The 16,690-nt window shown below is 59.7% G+C and carries 16 protein-coding genes; 2 read left to right on the top strand and 14 right to left on the bottom strand.

All coding sequences use genetic code 11. The annotated features are described in order from the left end of the window. Window positions 1-40: 40 nt before the first annotated feature. Both AT6N2_RS17070 and AT6N2_RS17065 read right to left on the bottom strand, forming a co-directional pair. Entirely contained in the window at window positions 41-823 is a 783-nt protein-coding gene (locus AT6N2_RS17070) for a pyrroline-5-carboxylate reductase (protein ID WP_063947069.1), read from the bottom strand. Between the two features lie 119 nt (window positions 824-942). Continuing rightward, entirely contained in the window at window positions 943-1,794 is an 852-nt protein-coding gene (locus AT6N2_RS17065; RefSeq protein WP_063947247.1) for a LysR family transcriptional regulator, read from the bottom strand. Between the two features lie 158 nt (window positions 1,795-1,952). Between AT6N2_RS17065 and AT6N2_RS17060 the strand changes: the two genes are divergently transcribed. Beyond that, window positions 1,953-3,446: an MFS transporter gene (locus AT6N2_RS17060; RefSeq protein WP_425292757.1), complete on the top strand. Its 1,494-nt coding sequence runs from the start codon at window positions 1,953-1,955 to the stop codon at window positions 3,444-3,446. Window positions 3,447-3,470: 24 nt separating this feature from the next. Here the strand turns inward: AT6N2_RS17060 and AT6N2_RS17055 are convergent, their stop codons facing one another. The 9 genes from AT6N2_RS17055 to AT6N2_RS17015 all read right to left on the bottom strand — a co-directional run bounded on the left by AT6N2_RS17055 (window position 3,471) and on the right by AT6N2_RS17015 (window position 13,166). Beyond that, complete coding sequence (locus tag AT6N2_RS17055; RefSeq protein ID WP_063947071.1) at window positions 3,471-4,763, bottom strand: hypothetical protein; 1,293 nt, start codon at window positions 4,761-4,763, stop codon at window positions 3,471-3,473. Between the two features lie 22 nt (window positions 4,764-4,785). Continuing rightward, the gene (gene hutC, locus AT6N2_RS17050; protein ID WP_063947072.1) at window positions 4,786-5,517 is read right to left on the bottom strand and encodes a histidine utilization repressor; all 732 of its coding nucleotides are present in this window, start codon (window positions 5,515-5,517) and stop codon (window positions 4,786-4,788) included. A 58-nt stretch (window positions 5,518-5,575) separates the two neighbouring features. Next, window positions 5,576-6,589, bottom strand: coding sequence for a zinc-dependent alcohol dehydrogenase (locus AT6N2_RS17045; protein WP_063947073.1), 1,014 nt, complete (start codon window positions 6,587-6,589; stop codon window positions 5,576-5,578). A gap of 4 nt (window positions 6,590-6,593) precedes the next feature. Beyond that, a complete protein-coding gene (gene hisD / locus AT6N2_RS17040) occupies window positions 6,594-7,922 on the bottom strand; it encodes a histidinol dehydrogenase (protein ID WP_063947074.1) in 1,329 nt (442 codons plus the stop codon). A gap of 37 nt (window positions 7,923-7,959) precedes the next feature. After that, window positions 7,960-8,760 carry an ABC transporter permease gene (locus AT6N2_RS17035; RefSeq protein ID WP_063947075.1) on the bottom strand — a complete coding sequence of 267 codons (801 nt, stop codon included), beginning with the start codon at window positions 8,758-8,760 and terminating at the stop codon, window positions 7,960-7,962. Next, the gene (locus tag AT6N2_RS17030) at window positions 8,757-9,701 is read right to left on the bottom strand and encodes an ABC transporter permease (RefSeq protein ID WP_063947076.1); all 945 of its coding nucleotides are present in this window, start codon (window positions 9,699-9,701) and stop codon (window positions 8,757-8,759) included. The genes AT6N2_RS17035 and AT6N2_RS17030 overlap by 4 nt, the downstream gene beginning before the upstream one ends. 122 nt (window positions 9,702-9,823) lie before the next feature. Beyond that, on the bottom strand, window positions 9,824-10,939 hold the full coding sequence (locus AT6N2_RS17025; protein ID WP_063947077.1) for an ABC transporter substrate-binding protein: 1,116 nt from the start codon (window positions 10,937-10,939) through the stop codon (window positions 9,824-9,826). Window positions 10,940-10,972: 33 nt separating this feature from the next. Beyond that, on the bottom strand, window positions 10,973-12,103 hold the full coding sequence (locus tag AT6N2_RS17020) for an ABC transporter ATP-binding protein (protein ID WP_063947078.1): 1,131 nt from the start codon (window positions 12,101-12,103) through the stop codon (window positions 10,973-10,975). 295 nt (window positions 12,104-12,398) lie between these two features. Then, the gene (locus AT6N2_RS17015) at window positions 12,399-13,166 is read right to left on the bottom strand and encodes an SDR family NAD(P)-dependent oxidoreductase (protein ID WP_209090359.1); all 768 of its coding nucleotides are present in this window, start codon (window positions 13,164-13,166) and stop codon (window positions 12,399-12,401) included. Between the two features lie 122 nt (window positions 13,167-13,288). Here AT6N2_RS17015 and AT6N2_RS17010 point away from each other — a divergent pair, with 122 nt between their 5' ends. After that, window positions 13,289-14,398, top strand: a complete 1,110-nt coding sequence (locus AT6N2_RS17010) for a histidinol-phosphate transaminase (RefSeq protein ID WP_063947080.1) — start codon at window positions 13,289-13,291, stop codon at window positions 14,396-14,398. A gap of 103 nt (window positions 14,399-14,501) precedes the next feature. On the opposite strand, the gene AT6N2_RS17005 is transcribed toward AT6N2_RS17010, so the two are convergent. From AT6N2_RS17005 to AT6N2_RS16995, 3 genes are read right to left on the bottom strand one after another with little or no spacing between them, the layout of a single operon-like run. Beyond that, window positions 14,502-14,786 (bottom strand): copper-binding protein, encoded by a 285-nt coding sequence (locus AT6N2_RS17005; RefSeq protein ID WP_063947081.1) that lies wholly within the window; start codon window positions 14,784-14,786, stop codon window positions 14,502-14,504. 23 nt (window positions 14,787-14,809) lie between these two features. Further along, the gene (locus tag AT6N2_RS17000; protein WP_063947082.1) at window positions 14,810-15,286 is read right to left on the bottom strand and encodes a cupredoxin domain-containing protein; all 477 of its coding nucleotides are present in this window, start codon (window positions 15,284-15,286) and stop codon (window positions 14,810-14,812) included. A 44-nt stretch (window positions 15,287-15,330) separates the two neighbouring features. Beyond that, the gene (locus AT6N2_RS16995) at window positions 15,331-16,680 is read right to left on the bottom strand and encodes a multicopper oxidase family protein (RefSeq protein WP_063947083.1); all 1,350 of its coding nucleotides are present in this window, start codon (window positions 16,678-16,680) and stop codon (window positions 15,331-15,333) included. Between the last annotated feature and the right edge of the window lie 10 nt (window positions 16,681-16,690).

The raw sequence follows: 16,690 nt of genomic DNA, 5'->3' as shown, positions 1-16,690 counted from the left end.
GCCGAAAGGCCCCTTCCTGTTCCTGCGGTTGTAACGATTGCTATCGCGTAATCCGCTGGAGCACGCGGCTCAATGCCTCTTTCAAGGCCTTTGAACCGCCTTTCCCGTCGAAGTCGTTGAGCACTTGTTCGTTGAGGCCGCCTTTGGTGGCGAATTCACGGCTGATCTCGTGAAAGTCCGCCTTGCTTCCGGCCAACACCGCAACCTCCGAGAGGCCGGCAAAGAGGGGGGCAAGATAGGCACGCGCCTTTTCTTCCGGCAGTCCGTTTTCGGACAACCATTCCGTTGCTGTCTGCATGATGCCGAAATAAGTAGCCATCAGAGCACTGCCGGCGGCCAGAAGGTCGTATTCGGCCTTGGTTTCACATTCCACAGCACCGCCGAGGACGTTGAAAATTGCGGCCGTATCCCTATCGACGGGATAAATGGCGGTAACGCCTTTACGGCGGGCAACGAAGGGCAGCGGGATCGCCTGGGTTAGATGCACATCCGCATCGATCCAGTCGAGAAGGGCTTCCCTGCTGGTTGCAGCCACGACGCTGATGACTTTCTGTCCGTCCCTGAACCGTAACGGCCGGACGACCTCTTCGGCGATCTGGGGACGGATTGCCAGCATGACGGTGTCGCAGCCATCGACGATAGCCTGATTGTCGCTTGAGACGATTACCTGCGAAAAATCGGCGGCCAATTCAGCCGAAACATCTGCGCTGCGCTGGGAAACCATGACATGTGGTACGGCGGCGGGTCTGGCAAGCAGGCCGCGGACCATCGCGTCGGTGATGGCGCCTGTTCCGATAAAACCGATTTTTTGGGGAAGGGGCATGAATACTCCGCTGTGGCGATTGGAACGTGAGATGATCGGTTTTTCCGGTTTCGCGCGATGCTAGATTTTCCACCGGTAAATGTCGACAGGCGGGTGGGCTATCTGTAACGCCAAGGCAGTCAGGTCGGTCGATGCTCGCGAAAAGCGGCAGCGAGTGTTCGCAACGCCTCACGCGACCTGCTGTCCGTCAGGGTCGAGAACATGATGATTTCGGTGGAAGGCAGGGAAGGCAGCCCAAAACGCTGGCTCACCTCCACGGTGCCGGGTGGGGCAAGGCGGCAGGAGAAGGCGGAAATCGCAAGTCCGGCCGAAACGGCGGCGGTTACCATGGACGATGTGCCGCCCAGGAAAACCTCCGTCCAGGCTATGCCAGCCCCGTCCAGGGCGCGGCTGGCAATATCACGCACGCCACACGCGGGAGACAGTGCCGCAAGACGCAATGGTTCACCTTGGCGATGCACGAATTGTGGAGCGGCGTACCAGCCGAAATGCTCCGGCCCGAGCACTTCGCCATCCCGCCGATCATCCTCCCGCCTGATGATGGCTGCGTCAATTTCTCCCCTGTCAAAGGCATCGAGCAGGGAACGGGAGTTATCCATCCGCACTTCAATCGTCAGGCCGGGATCGTGGTCATTGAGACGCGCAAGCAGGGCCGGAACCTCAGGTCCCGCCACATGTGCTGCAATGCCGAGGCCAAAGCGCCTGCGTGGGGCGGAAAGTCCTGCCAGCGCCCTGTCGTGCGCAGCCAGAAACTCACGGGCGGGCGCTAGAAAGACCGCCCCTTGGGCGGAGAGACGCACAGAACGCGGCGTGCGTTCGAGCAACCGATGGCCGACCCTGTCTTCCAATCGCTTGAGCTTGACGCTGATCGCGCCCTGGGTCGTACCCAGCGCTTCGGCCGCACGGGTGAAACTTTGCATCTCGGCGATCGTGACGAAGGCCTCGACCGCCTCCACATCCAGCGCGATCATATCGATCATTCCTATTTGTTGTCTCTGAAATAGCCAATCATCCAATTCAGTTATGGTCAAGCTTTGTCTAGCCTGTGGCCCTCCGCAGTTGCGGGCCCACCAAGAAAGGCTGACATATGACCATTACTATCAGCGAACGAACGACGAGCCGGAGCGCCATGGCGCTCACTGCCGTTTGTCTTTCCGCTCTGATGTTCGGACTGGAGATCTCCAGCGTTCCGGCCATCCTGCCTACACTTGAAGAGGTGTTAAAGGCGGATTTTCGTCAGCTTCAATGGATCATGAACGCCTATACGATCGGCGTGACCATGGTGCTGATGGCGACGGGCGCACTAGCCGACCGCTTCGGTCGCAAACGAGTCTTTATTTCAAGTATTGCCGCTTTTGCGCTTTCCTCCCTCGCCTGTGGAATGACAAGTAACGTATCAGTTCTGATCGGCGCCCGTTTCCTGCAGGGTTTGAGCGGCGGAGCGATGCTGGTGTGTCAGATCGCCATCCTGTCGCATCAGTTCCGTACCGCGCGGGAGCGCGGCATGGCTTTCGGCTGGTGGGGCATCATCTCAGGCGTGGGGCTGGGTTTCGGCCCAATCATCGGCGGGGCCATGGTTGCCCTTTGGAGCTGGGAATGGGTGTTCCTCGTCCATGTGGCACTCGGCATTCTAACGTGGCTGCTCGCTGCGGGCGGTGTCCGAGAATCGCGCGATCCGGAGGCGGCGCGCCTTGATCTTGCCGGAATGGCCACGCTTTCGCTCGCCGTTTTTTGTCTTGCCTTCTTCATCACGCAGGGGCCCGAGCTCGGTTTTTCGAGCCCGATGGCGCTTCTCATCCTTGGAGTCTCGGTTGCAAGCTTCATTGCCTTCGTGTTTGCTGAAAAGCGCACGCAGAGGCCGATGTTCGATTTCTCCGTGTTCCGCATCCGGTCTTTTTCCGGGGCGATCATTGGTTCTGCGGCGATGAATATCAGCTTTTGGCCGTTCATGATCTATCTGCCGATCTGGTTTCAGGCGGGTCTCGGTTATGACAGCGTCACCGCCGGCCTCGGCCTGCTTGCCTATACGCTGCCGGCGCTGGTGGTGCCACCCTTGGCGGAACGTCTGTCGTTGCGTTATCAGCCGCGCCTCGTCATTCCGGCAGGACTGTTCACCATCGGCCTGGGTTTTATGCTGATGAAATTTGGGAGCGGCATCGAACGTGCGAGCTGGCTTACAATGCTGCCCGGCTGCATCCTCGCCGGCATCGGGCTCGGCCTGACCAATACGCCGGTAACCAACACCACCACAGGCGCGGTTTCTCCCGCCCGCTCCGGCATGGCGTCCGGCATGGACATGAGCGCGCGCATGATCTCGCTTGCAATCAACATCCCCATCATGGGCTTCATTCTGGTGGAAGGCGTCCGTGCCTCGCTGCGGATCAATCTGCCCGCCGGTCTCGATACCAAAACGCTTCAGGCGGTTGCGGAACGGATCGCCGCGGGCACTGCCGGCGCCTCGGCGCAGGGCATTTCGGAGGAAGTCGTCCATCAGGCGCTTGCGGACGGTTTTGGTCTGGTCATGCTTTACGCATGCATCAGCGTCTGGATACTCGCCGCCATCAGTTACATAATCTTTGGTCCAGCGCGGAAGGATACTGCTCGTCTTGCGAGTTGGCGATAGTCGGAGACATTTGCCTGGCTTCATTCAGCCTCGATCCGGATCGATTGCGTCGAAGAAGCGGGTCAGGGCGTCCTCGCCTTCGACCGGTTCGCTCCCTGCCATGACGGCACTCGACAGGCCGATCAGGGATGACACCGGGTTATGGCTCGTTGCGCCCGCGCGAAGGTTCATCACCAATGCCGGGCACAGGAAAAGGCCGAGACGGACAACACGGCGCCAGTCAGCGGGCAGCATGTTACGCGCCTTCAGCTCGGCAAGGAGCGGCCGCCACATCGCCTCGCCCTTCACGGTAAGCAGGTCGCGCCGAACTGCACTGGGCTCGTAGCTGGTGGTGATCCGCAGCATGTTGCCGTCGAGCGTGGCGCTCGCCGAATAGCTTCTGGCTGCAAGGGCTGGATCGTAGAGCCAGAACGGATGGGCGAGGATGTTGTGGAAGGTCGTCTTCACTTCCGCGAGGAGCGTCGGAATATTCTCACCGGCGAAAGCGGGGTCAAAGAAGGACAGGCGGGCGTCGCTGCCATCATCCTCATACCAGACATTGGCATTATGGGCATCGCCATGGGCGGTGACGCCGCCGGCATCGGCGAGCTTCGCTGGCTTCAGCCGTTCATGCGCCTCGTCGAAAAGCGCCGCAAGACTGTCGCGATATGCAATGCCGTTGACGCAGAAGCGAAGCCCGGAGAGGGTTTGCCAATCCAGCGTCATGTCCGGCAGATCGAACGTCTTGTCGACGTAGAAATTTGCCAGCCTGCCACCGGGATAGATGCCTGTGGGGGGATCGATCAGGCGCTCATAGAACAATCGATGAACCGGCTCGGCGGCCACTTGCGTGGGCGTGACGCCGTGCAGCGTTTCCAGATACACTTTCAGAACCGCCTCATTCAGCCTGCACTCGGCTTCCACCGCCTTTGCGCGAGCTGCCGGATCGTCCTTGAGGTCCAGCGTACGCAACACATCGGAAAAACGCGGGTCGCTGCGGCGGCGATAGACGAGGATCTGTTCACCAGGCAGCACGGACATGAGCAAAGGCTGGTCGACCGGCAAACCGGCGCGGGCAAGAATGTCAGCACGGTAATATTCACCGCTCATGGCCTCTTCGCCTTCCTCCTGATGGAACTTGAAGAAGAACTCACCCTCGCCGGTATCGAAGAAGCCATTGAGGGAATTGAGGCTGTACTGATCCTGATTGATCGCCACATTCCTTGCTTCGATGCTGAAAAGGTCACGCAGCAGGTCGGCAAGCATCTTTTCCGCTCTGCCATCGGCGGCCTTGGCGATTTTTCGGATTTCCGCGGTGCGGCTGGCGGGCTGGGTCATGGCAATTGTTCCGGATGTTGTCTTATTTGCCGCCGTGCAGATAGCGGCTTCCAAGCGAGTAGCGGCTGCCGACATAGGTCAGCGTGTTGACGGTCGCGACGATCGGACCCGTCCAGGTCTTGCGGTGCAGAACGAGGCAGCTGTCGCCGACCCGGATCTGCAACAGACGCGCATGGGCCTCGCTGGCCGGCAGGGCGCTGATCAGGTGCTCCACTTCGGTGAGCGGTGTTGCGTTCTGGAGGTAGTCGTAGGTTGCCGCCATGGTGAAGTCCTGCTCGACATAACCCGAAACGAGGCCGGGATTGACATAGCGTTCCTCGAGCTGCACCGGCAGGTCGTTTTCAAAATGAATGACGACCGAATGGTCCACGGGCCGGCTGGTCTCAAACTCGAAGGCAAGCAGGAGTTCGGGTTCTGGCCGGGCGATGCGTTCCAGCACCACAACCTCGGCGCGGTGGCGACCACCACGGGCTCTGATTTCGGTCATGATGTTGCTGATCTCGATCAGCGTCGACTGCGGTTTTGGCGGCGCGACAAAAGTGCCTACGCCCTGGATGCGGCGCAGATGCCCTTCCGACGTGAGCTCCCGAAGCGCCCGGTTGACGGTCATGCGCGAAACGCCGAGCGTCGAAACCAGCTCGTGCTCCGAAGGCAAGCGGCTGTTGCGCGCCCATTTGCCGCTGCCGATGTTGCCGAGAACGAAGTCCTTCACCTTCTCGTAGAGTGGTGAGGCGGAATCTGAAAGTGCAGTCATGGCCACTGTCTCCGCCTCCGCGTCGTCGCGCCGGCATTGTTGAAGTCAGGTGTCAGGTCTATTCCGACACGTCAATTATCGTCTTCAAAACGTTGCTTTCACCCCTCAGCAATCGGTCATAGGCGGCGGGGACATCATCGAGTGAGGGCAGCACCTCGATAAAGCGGTGAAGAGCCGGCGCGAGTTCGGTCAGAAGCGCCGTCGCCTCCGGCAGTTCGTCACAAAAGGCGTGGCAGCCGATCAGCGAAACTTCGCGCTCGACAAGAACATTGGGATCGAAATCAAGCTTGCCGTGGCTGATGCCGACAAGCGCCAGACCGCCACCACCGGAGAGCAATTCGATGGCCCGGCTTATCGCCTGAATGCTGCCGGTGGCGTCAAGCGCATAACGAAGGCGGCCACCCGAAAGCGTGGCGTCTATCGCAGCCGTGTCGAGTGTCACGAGCTTGCCGCCTGTCACGTCACTGACACGTCGGGCTCGTTCCGCATTCAGGTCGGCGAGCAGAAGCGGGCCGTTGTGCAGGCGGGAGAGGATGAGAGCGCAAAGCCCGCCGATTGTGCCGCAGCCGATGACGAGCACCGGCTCCCCTCTAGGAACAGAAAGGCGACGCACCGCATGCAGTGCCACAGCGAGCGGTTCTGCCATGGCAGCGATATGTGGCGAGAGGTGCGGATCATGGCGAACCAGGAGCTTCGCCGGCACCTGCACCTCATCGGCGAAACCGCCATCGCACACCTCGCCGACAAAGCCCAAGCTTTCACACACATTGCTGCGGCCACTCAAGCAGGCAGGGCAGAGGCCGCACCACATGCGGGAGTCCGATGAAACAACATCGCCTATGGCAAAATCAGTCACACCGTCGCCGATTGCCGTAATGCGTCCGCAGAACTCATGACCGGCGGTGGAGGGACGACGGGAGATCCATTGTCCGGTGCGGTAATTGTGCAGGTCGGAACCGCAAATGCCCGCTGCCCTGACTTGCAGATTGACAAAGCCTGCCGGCGGCGAAGATGGGGAGGCCATCTCCTCCACACGCAGGTCGTTCGCATCGTAAAGCCGCACCGCCTTCATGGAATCAGGAACCTTTTTTCAGATAGGCGTCGCGCACCGGAGAAACCGCCAGGGCATGCGAGGAAAAGCCTTCGTAAAGAGCGAGGTTACGGGAATGTCTGGCGAATTCCGGATAGGCTGGCGGCGTGACATAGCCGATCGAACTGCGCTTCACGAAGTCGGTCACCGAAAGCGGCCCGAAGGTGCGTGCCCAGCGGCTGGTCGGCAGAACGGCGTTCGGCCCGAGCGAAAAATTGGCAATGCTGACCGGCGTGTGGGTGCCCATCAGAATTTCGGAGGCTTCGGTGATATGCCCAAGGTGTATGAACGGCTCTTCCGAGAGTAATTCAAGATGTTCCGGCGCATAGGCGTTGACGAAAGCGTAGCTCTCTTCAATCGAGGACGTCAGGACGATGCCGCCGGTCTTGCCGGTGAGAACGGTCTTGGAGAAAGCGACGCGCTGCTCCGACATTTTGGCCCAGTGTTCGGGCAGGGCTGCAATCGCCTCTTCAACGACGCGCCGGCTATGGGTGACGAGATAGGCCGAAGAATCGGGGCCGTGTTCTGCTTCAATCAGCAGGTCAAGCGCGGCAAGGCCGCCATGGACCGTATCATCGGCAAGGATCATGACTTCCGAGGGACCGGCCGGCAGGCCGGTATCGATGACGCCCGACAGCGAACGCTTGGCGGCGACGACCCATGGGCTTCCCGGACCCACGATCTTGAGCGCTGGCTTGACGGTCTGCGTACCGTAGGCGACGGCGGCCACCGCTTGGGCGCCACCGACCTTGTAGACCGTATCGACGCCGGCGAGGCGCGCGGCGACGAGCGTAGCCGCATCGACCGAGCCATCGGGCGCAGGCGGTGTGACGATGGCGAGGTTCGGAACGCCGGCAACCACCGCAGGCACAGAGGTCATCATGGTAACTGACGGAAAGGAGCCCTTGCCGCGCGGAACGTAGAGCGCCACAGACTGGATTGGCGTGAAGCGGTCACCCGCAAAGGCGCCGGGACGAATTTCCTTCAGCCACATGGCTTCCGGCTTCTGCTCCTCATGGAAATGGCGGATATTGTCGATGCCGAACTGGATGGATTCGATGACACTTGCATCGACAAGCTTGAAGGCCGCATCGAATTCGGCTTCGGTAACTTTGAGATTGGCTTCGGTCACGTCGGCCTTGTCGAGTTCGCGACCGAAGCGAGCCAGTGCACTGTCGCCTTCGGTGCGAACGGCTTCGAGGATGGGGGCAACCTTTTCGATGAAGCTCGAGATGTCGCTTTCCGAACGGCGCAGCAGGGCGGCCTTCTCATCGGCATCGAGCTTGGAATAGTCATAGAAAGACACTGATGTCATCGTCTTGTCCTTGATGGCTGGCCAAACGGCCGATTGGTCACTTCGATTTCAGGAAGATGTCGAGGCCGACGAGGCGGTCGAGCAGCGCGATCGCGATCCCGGCGCAGGCGATGAAGACCACGGAAATGGCGGCCAGGTCCGGCGTGATGATCGAGCGGATGGAGTTATAGATCTGCACCGGCAGCGTGACGCTTCGCGCGTCGACCAGAAGCAGACTCACCAGGAATTCGTTCAGCGCCAGAATGAACATTAAGAGCGAACCCGTGATCACGCCCGGCAGGACGGCGGGAAGCGTGATGTAAAGGAAACGCTGCAGGGGTGGCGCGCCGCAATTTGCAGCGGCGAGCTCCAGATCCGGCGACAGGTTACTCGCGCTTGCCGTCACTGCCCAGATCATGAAGGGCAGGTTGATCACCGAGCAGGCGATGCCGACTGGCCATAGTTTGCCGAGCACACCCATCTCTCCAAAGGCGAGCATCATGCCGATGCCAGAACCGATCAGCGGAATCGTGAAGGGAAGCAGCAGATAGATCTGGATGGAGCGGGCAAACCGCACCCGATATTTGGCGAGCGCGATACCGGCGAGCGTGCCGACGGGAATGGATACCAGGGTGCAGATCGCCGCGACGATCAGTGAGCGGAAGAAGGCTTGCCGCAGATCGGTGGCGTGGGCGATCTTGCTGTACCATTGCAAGGAAAACCCATCTGGCGGAAAGGTGATGATGTTGCCTGAGGTGAACGAGGCACCGAGAACCACGATGGTGGGTGCCGACAACATGACCAGCGCGGTCGCGACGAAGGCCCAGATGACGATGGATTTGCTGCGGCTGCCCGTCATTTGCGGTCGCCCCCCATGGCAAGCGTGCCTGCACCGAAGACCATGAAAACCACACCGACGAGAATGGAGCCGACGGCGACGAGCAGCAGCGAGAGCGTCGCGCCGAGGCCTTGGTCGGAGGTGCGGAAAAACTGGTCGTAGATCGCGTTGGCGATGAAATCCTGTGTCCCCCCGCCAAGGATGGCGGGAATGGCAAAGTCCGTGAGGGAGAGCGTGACCACGACGAGACCGGCTCCGACGAGGCCGGGGCGGGAAAGCGGCAGGACGACATGACGGAAGGTGCGAAGCCAGCTGGCGCCGAGGGAGGCGGCGGCGGCCTCGAGTTCCGCCGGAATGGCGGTCAGGGCAGGTGCCAGCATCAAAACAGCGAAGGGCAGCATATATTGAACAAGGCCGAACAGGACGGCCGGGTAGTTATAGAGAAGGCGTATCGGTGGGACACCGACCAAGCCGAGAGCCTCATTCACCATGCCCTGGTTGCCGAGGATTATCAGCCAGCCATAGGCGCGCACCACCTGACCGATGAAGAAAGGCAAGAACAGCGCAACGAGCAGGAATTTGCGCAGTGCCGAGGAGGACGTGCGCACCATGAGATAGGCGTAAGGGAAGGCGAATATCAGCGTGATGACGGTGACGATCAGCGAGCCTATCAGGCTGCGGCCGGCGACGGTGGCAAAGAATTTTTCCGTCAGCGCCCGCTGGTAATTTGCGAGCGTATAGGTCTCGGACATCAGAAACGTATTCGTGTCCAGCGTCCGAAGGCTCGTATCGCCGATCTGGATGAGGCCGAGGACCAGAAGGCCAACCAGCACGATGGCCGGCAGCAGCATCAGATAGGGCAGACCCTTCTTGAAGCTGGAAGGCCAGAAAATGGCCGCAAGTCGTTCGAGCATATCCATGACGCGCCACGCCAGGGGATATGCGACACGGGAAGCGCGCATGAATACCGATCCTCGAGCGGTCCCGGCAAAAGCTAGGGCGCATTTGCCAAAGCGACCGCGTTATCTCTTATCCTCAGGTGGAATGCCCGCCACCTGAACGAAGCGGCGGGCGTGGCAAGGTTTCAACCCTGCATGATCTCCTTGAACTTGGCGAACCACTGGCTCTCGTTTTCGACCTGGATCTTGGACGAAACCCGGATCAGGTGTTTGAACTCTTCTTCCGTCGTCGGATAGGAAGGATCGCCCACGAGGTCGGCCGGCGGTTTGACGCCCGGAATGACGCCGGGAAGGCCAAGGCCATCAAGCCAGACCTGCTGGGCTTCCTGGGTCAGGGCATGGTTGATGTACTGCTTCGCCCAGTAGAGTTCGTTCTCCGGCAGGCCCTTCGGGATCCAGAGGCCATCGGTATCGAATTTCGCGCCTTCCTCCGGAACCACCCATGCGATCTCGATGCCGTTCTTCTTGGCTTCACGCGCATTGGTTGAAATGGTGCAGGCAGCGTCAATCTCGCCTTTCTGAAACCAGGTGGTGAAATCGGGGTCTTCGCCCAGCAGCGGCTGCTGCGCCTTGATCTTCGAAATGAAGTCCCAGGCGGGCTGCATGTTCCCGGGAATGTCCTCGAGCTTGCCGCCACCTGCGACCTGCGCCGGGAAATGGAAGCCAATGCCGTCATTATAGAGCGCGATACGGCCCTTCAGCTTCGGGTCGAGAAGGTCCTTCCAGGACTTCGGCGCTCCGTTCGGGAATGCCGAAGGGCGATAGGCCAGCACATAGACATACCCATAGGTATTGACGATCGGATAGCCATCGAGACCGACGGGCTTGGCAAGATCGGTGGCGTTCTTGAGATTGGGCAGGTCCGAGAGGTCTTCGGTGACGCCACGCAGGGCCGACTTGGTGGCATTCGTCGTCGTGTCCCAGTTGATATGGATCGGCGGAACGCGCTTCTGGGCGACGGCGGCCCAGACCTTCGGCTGGATTTCGTTATCCTCGGTCAGATCGTGGCGCACCGCGATGCCGGTTGCCTTGGTGAAGCTGTCGGAGACGCCCGCTTTCAGCGCATCGACCCAACTGCCACCCCAGGCGCGAACGATGATTTCCGCTGGTTTTTCCGGCTCCTGCGCAAAGGCGCGGCTGACGCCGAGCGTGGACAGGCCGGCATAAGCGCCGGCTGCGGAGAACGACGCCAGCAACGTGCGACGGCGAAGCTGGGCTGTCAGAAATTTATCATGCGACATTGAACATTCTCCTCTGGTCCGACCTTCTGAGGGTCATTTTTGAAAGATATGCATATCCCGTGCATTCCAGCCCAGGCGAACGTCGTCGCCCGGAGCGAATTGCAGGTGTGATTCCGGATCATGATCGAACACGCGCATCACAACGCCGCCGAGAGCCTGGACCCGAATTTCATAAACCACGCGCTCGCCTTCGAAAATGCAGTCTTCGACCTTGCCGTCTACGACGGTTGACAGTCCTTCGAGGCGACCATTGGTAGGGGCGATGCGAATTTGCTCTGCGCGAACCGCCCCGGCACAGGCCGCGCCGACCGCGACATTCTCATCCGAAGCGACACCGACAAGATTGATGCCTGCCGCCGTGATAGTGACATTGGTTGGTGCGACTTCGGCAACGCTTCCTTCGATGAAGTTGGTGACGCCGATGAAGTTTGCAACAAAGGCATTCGACGGCGCGCGATAGGCTTCCACCGGCCGTGCCTTCTGCTGTATTTCGCCGTCGTTCATCACGATAACCTCGTCGGACACAACCAGTGCCTCGCGCTGGTCGTGAGTAACGTTGATAGTGGTGACGCCGAGTTCCTTCTGAATACGGCGGAACTCCAGCTGCATTTCCTCGCGCAGCTTGCGATCAAGTGCCGCGAGCGGCTCGTCGAGCAAAAGCAGATCCGGTTCGAACACCAGGGCGCGGGCAATGGCGACACGCTGTTGCTGGCCGCCCGAGAGTTCGTTGATGCGGCGATCACCGTAACCGCCGAGGCGAACGAGGTCGAGATACCGCTCGACCTTCTCAGGGATGGTGCGGGCATCATGTCGGCGCATTTTCAGGGGAAAGGCGACGTTTTCGGCGGCGGTCATGTGCGGAAAAAGCGCGAGCTTCTGGAACACCATACCGATGGCGCGCTGGTGTGGCGGCACGGCGCTGACCGGCTGTCCATTGATGAAGATTTCGCCGCTGGTCGGGCGATCAAAGCCGGCAATCATCCGCAGCAGCGTCGTCTTGCCTGAACCGGAAGGACCCAGGATGGTCAGGAAGCGGCCCTTGGGAAGATCAAAAGAGGCGTGCTTGACGGCATGAACATTGCCGAAGGACATTCCCACGTCCTTAACGGATACTGCGATGGGGTCAGCGGAAGGATCGACCGGACGAAGTGCTGCTGCCTCCATGACATTTCCCCCTGTCGCGCGTTGATGGCCGCTAATCGCCTCAAAGCTGTCTGTACGCCTTCGGCGATGTGTTGTCGCCGGGTTATATGTACTTGTATATACATATATGTACAACCTGCGTCAATTGGATTTGCGTAATTTTTCGCCTGAAATCGTGTTGCGCAATATTTGTGCAGGTGCGGAAAAGTTTATCGGTCAATTCAGCGACTTTGTTTCTCATCGCGCCGAATGGCAAGCGCCGAAGACCTCTATCCGGTACTATTTCACAGTCGTTCCAACGGGAGGTTTGTCCGCATCAGATCGAGGCCAGATAGCCGCCGTCCACCGGAATGCAATGACCTGTAATGTAGGCGGCCGCATCGCTGCAGAGAAAAACGGCAACGCCGCCAATGTCGCTCTCCTTGCCGAAGCGTCGTTGCGGGATCTTCTCCAGCATCCGCGATTGCCAATCGTCATTTTCGTAGAAAACCTTCGTCATGGCTGTGCGGAAGTAGCCCGGGGCAATCGCGTTTACCCTGATGTCATGCGCCGCCCATTCACTGGCAAGGGCGCGGGTTATGCCCAGCAGCCCGGATTTCGAAGCGCCGTAAGGAGCGGCGGTTGGAATGCCGACATAGGATGTCAGCGAGCAGAGGTTAACGATGGCGCCCCCGCCGCTTTCGGCCATGATGCGGCCGGCTGCCTGCGCGCAGAAAAATGCGCCCTTCAGGTTTGTTGAAAGGATCGACTCCCAAAGTGCTTCGTCAACATCGAACGACGCGCGAACGTTTTCGAAGCCGGCGTTGTTGATGAGGATGTCGAGGCCACCAAGTTTTTCCGCGGCTTCTGTCGTCACGCGGGTGCATGCTTCAACGTCGCGAACGTCCTGCGCGAGCGTCACGCAGTGTCGGCCAAGGTTGCTGATGCGCGCATGCGTTTCCGAGAGCGCCTCGACCGTGCGTGCGGTGATGGCGATATCGGCGCCAGCCTGCGCCAGGGCGACGGCAATGGCCTGGCCGATGCCGCGGCTTGCGCCGGTCACAAGCGCACGGCGGCCGGAGAGATCGAAGTTCGGCTGAGTCATGGCGGCCCCTTTGTTTGTTCACCCAGGATGACATCATTTTCGTCTTAAAATGTCTATACATATTTACGAATGTGATTTGCGGGCTTATGACTGGTTCATCCGCATCTCATGGAGACTGCAAAATGGAAAAGCCTTCAAGCCCCATTCGCGACGAAATCCGCGCCATTGCCCCCTACAATGCAGGTCTGACGATTGAAGAGGTGCGGGCGAAATATGGCGTTGGCACCATCGCGAAGCTGGGCTCCAACGAGAATCCGCTTGGGCCATCGCCTGCGCTACGTCACCTTTTTCCCGATATCGGCGAACTGGCGCGCCTCTATCCCGATCCGCAGGGGCGGGCCTTGTGCGGTCAGCTTGCTGCGCGGTTCGAGGTGGATGACAGCCAGATGATCCTCGGTAACGGCTCGGAGGATCTGATTGCAGTTATCTGCCGATCAATCGTTCGCCAGGGCGATATGGTCGCGACGCTTTATCCCTCTTTCCCGCTGCACGAAGACTACACCACGCTGATGGGCGGCGTGATCGACCGTGTGCCTGTGAAGTCCGATTTGACGATCGACGTCGATGCATTGCTCGCGGCCATCGCACGCAAACCGCGCATGCTGATCTTCTCGAATCCGATGAACCCCGTTGGTTCATGGCTGACGCCGGCTGAACTCGGTACGATCATCGCTGCGCTCGACAAGGACACAATAGTCGTCATCGACGAGGCCTATGCCGAATATGCGGCTGGCGAGAACTATCCATCCGCTGTCGAGATGCTGCGGGATGCGAATGTGAACTGGGTGGTCCTTCGCACTTTCTCCAAAGCCTTCGGCCTTGCGGGTCTCCGCATCGGTTATGGCATCGTCAGTAGCGGGGAGCTCTGCGATTTTCTCAACCGCGCCCGCACGCCCTTTAACACCAACGCCATCGCCCAGACTTCGGCCATTGCCGCTCTCAACGATGAAGCGCACTTGCGGAAATCCGTCGAACTGGCTCTTACGGAGCGCGGGCGTGTCGCAGGCGCACTGAAGGGGCTGGGTTACCGCATGGCGCCGTCGAAATGCAATTTCCTCTTCATCGATGTCGGGGTCAGCGCCGTGCATGTGGCGGAAAATCTGCTCCGCCTTGGCGTCATCGTGAAGCCATGGAAACAACCGGGCTTCGACACCTTCATTCGTGTCAGCATTGGCTCCCGCGAGGAGAATGATCACTTCCTCGACGCTTTCAGGCAAATCGCGGCTGGATAGGGCGCTGGAACCAGACCCTTCTGGAAGCGCATTCACCAAGTAACAAAAGGGGCAGAGATTTCCCGCTGCCCCTTCCGTTCACTCTGCGGCGATGACGACTGTCTTATTTCACCTGTGCGACGACAAGCTTGCCGTCGGCGCGTTCGGCGATGAACTCGATGTTGGCGCCTTCCTTGAGCTTGGCGAAGATGGCATCGTCCTTCACGCGGAACACCATGGTCATACCCGGCATGTCGAGGTTTTTCAGGTCTTCATGGGTGATGGTGACCTTCTTGCCGGCAACATCCACCTTCTTTACCGTACCTTTGGTGAACTCCTGGGCAAAAGCGGCGAGGGGTGCGGTGAGCAGAAGTGCTGCGGCCAGGGTGATGTTAACGATGGTTTTCATAGTCGTTATCCTTTTTGAATGGGTTACTTTGCCGAAACTTTAAGGTCGCCGCGCATGCCGGCTTCGTAATGCCCCGGTTTCAGGCAAGCGAATTCGAACATGCCGTCATTGGTGAATTTCCAGACGAGTTCGCCGCTTTCACCAGGCGCGAGGCTGATGGCGTTTGGGTTGTCGTGCTCCATCTCCGGCGCCTTTGCCATGACGGCCTTATGCTCTAGATTGGCCTTTTGCTCGTCCATGATGAATTCATGGTCCAACTCGCCGACATTTTTCACGGCAAAACGCACTGTCTTGCCCTTCTTGAATTCGAATTTGGCGGGCGTGAACATCATCTTGCCATCAGGCGTTTCCTTCATCGTCACCTGAATGGTCTGGGTCACCTTGGACTTGTCGCCGGGTTCGCCAACCGCCATCGCGTTGTCGCCGCCGGAGTGGGCGCCGCCTGCGAAAACAGGGGTGGCGAGCGCGGCGAGAAGCAGTGCAATTTTCAGTCTGGTCATTTTATGGTTTCCTTGGTTCTGGTGGGGGTGTGTAATCTGGACGATCAGCCGTGTTTCATCGGTTGCGGCGTGATCTGCGTTTTTGGGTCGGTGTTTTTTTGGCTGTCCGGCAGCTCGCCGGTCCATTCCCACGCCTGGGTGCCGGGCGGGTTTTCGTACCAGCCGGGATCGGTGTAATCGCCCGCCGAGATGCCTTCGCGAACCTTCACGACGGAGAACATGCCGCCCATTTCGATGGGGCCGTGCGGCCCCCAGCCGTTCATCATCGGAACGGTGTTCTCAGGGATTTCCATTTCCATCGCGCCCATATCGGCCATGCCGGCGGTGCCCATCGGCATATAGTCCGGCCGGACCTTGCGGATCTTTTCGGTGACGGTTTTCTTGTCGACGCCGATGAAGGTGGGAACGTCATGTCCCATGGCATTCATCGTATGGTGCGACTTGTGGCAATGGATCGCCCAGTCGCCGACATATTTGGCGTCGAATTCATAGGCCCGCATGGCGCCGACGGGGATATCGATGCTGACCTCCGGCCAGCGCGCCTCGGGTCGCACCCATCCGCCATCCGTGCAGGTCACTTCGAAATCGTAACCGTGCATATGGATCGGGTGGTTGGTCATGGTCAGGTTACCGACGCGGACACGCACCCGGTCATCCTTGGAAACCACCAGCGGATCGATGCCCGGAAACACCCGGCTGTTCCATGACCACAGATTGAAGTCCGTCATGGTCATGATCTTCGGCACATAGGAGCCGGGATTGATATCATAGGCGTTGATCAGGAACACGAAATCGCGGTCCACAGGCATGAAGGCCGGGTCTTTCGGATGGATCACGAAGAAGCCCATCATGCCCATCGCCATCTGCACCATCTCGTCCGAATGCGGGTGGTACATGAAGGTGCCCGACTTCACGAGGTCGAACTCATAGACGAAGGTCTTTCCGACGGGGATATGCGGCTGCGACAGTCCACCCACGCCGTCCATGCCCGATGGCAGGATCATGCCATGCCAGTGGATCGTCGTATGTTCCGGCAGCTTGTTGGTGACGAAAATGCGCACTCGGTCGCCTTCGACGGCCTCGATGGTCGGGCCGGGCGACTGGCCGTTGTAACCCCAGAGGCGAGCCGTCATGCCCTCGGCCATTTCGCGCTCCACCGGCTCGGCAACGAGGTGGAATTCCTTGACGCCGTTGTTCATCCGGAAGGGCAGGGTCCAGCCGTTCAAGGTGACGACCGGATTATAATCGGGACCGGTTGTGGGCTTCACCGGCGCCTGCGTTGCCGCGGTTTCCATCACTGCCGCTTCCGGCAGGCTGCTGTTGGAGGTTTTCGCCCAGGCCGCCGTGGAGACCATCGCGGCGCTGACGCCCAGAAGTTGTCTTCTATTGAACATGATGGTTCTC

Source organism: Agrobacterium tumefaciens (assembly GCF_017726655.1).
Taxonomy (GTDB): domain Bacteria; phylum Pseudomonadota; class Alphaproteobacteria; order Rhizobiales; family Rhizobiaceae; genus Agrobacterium; species Agrobacterium tumefaciens_B.
This window is presented reverse-complemented; position numbering and strand designations above follow the sequence as displayed.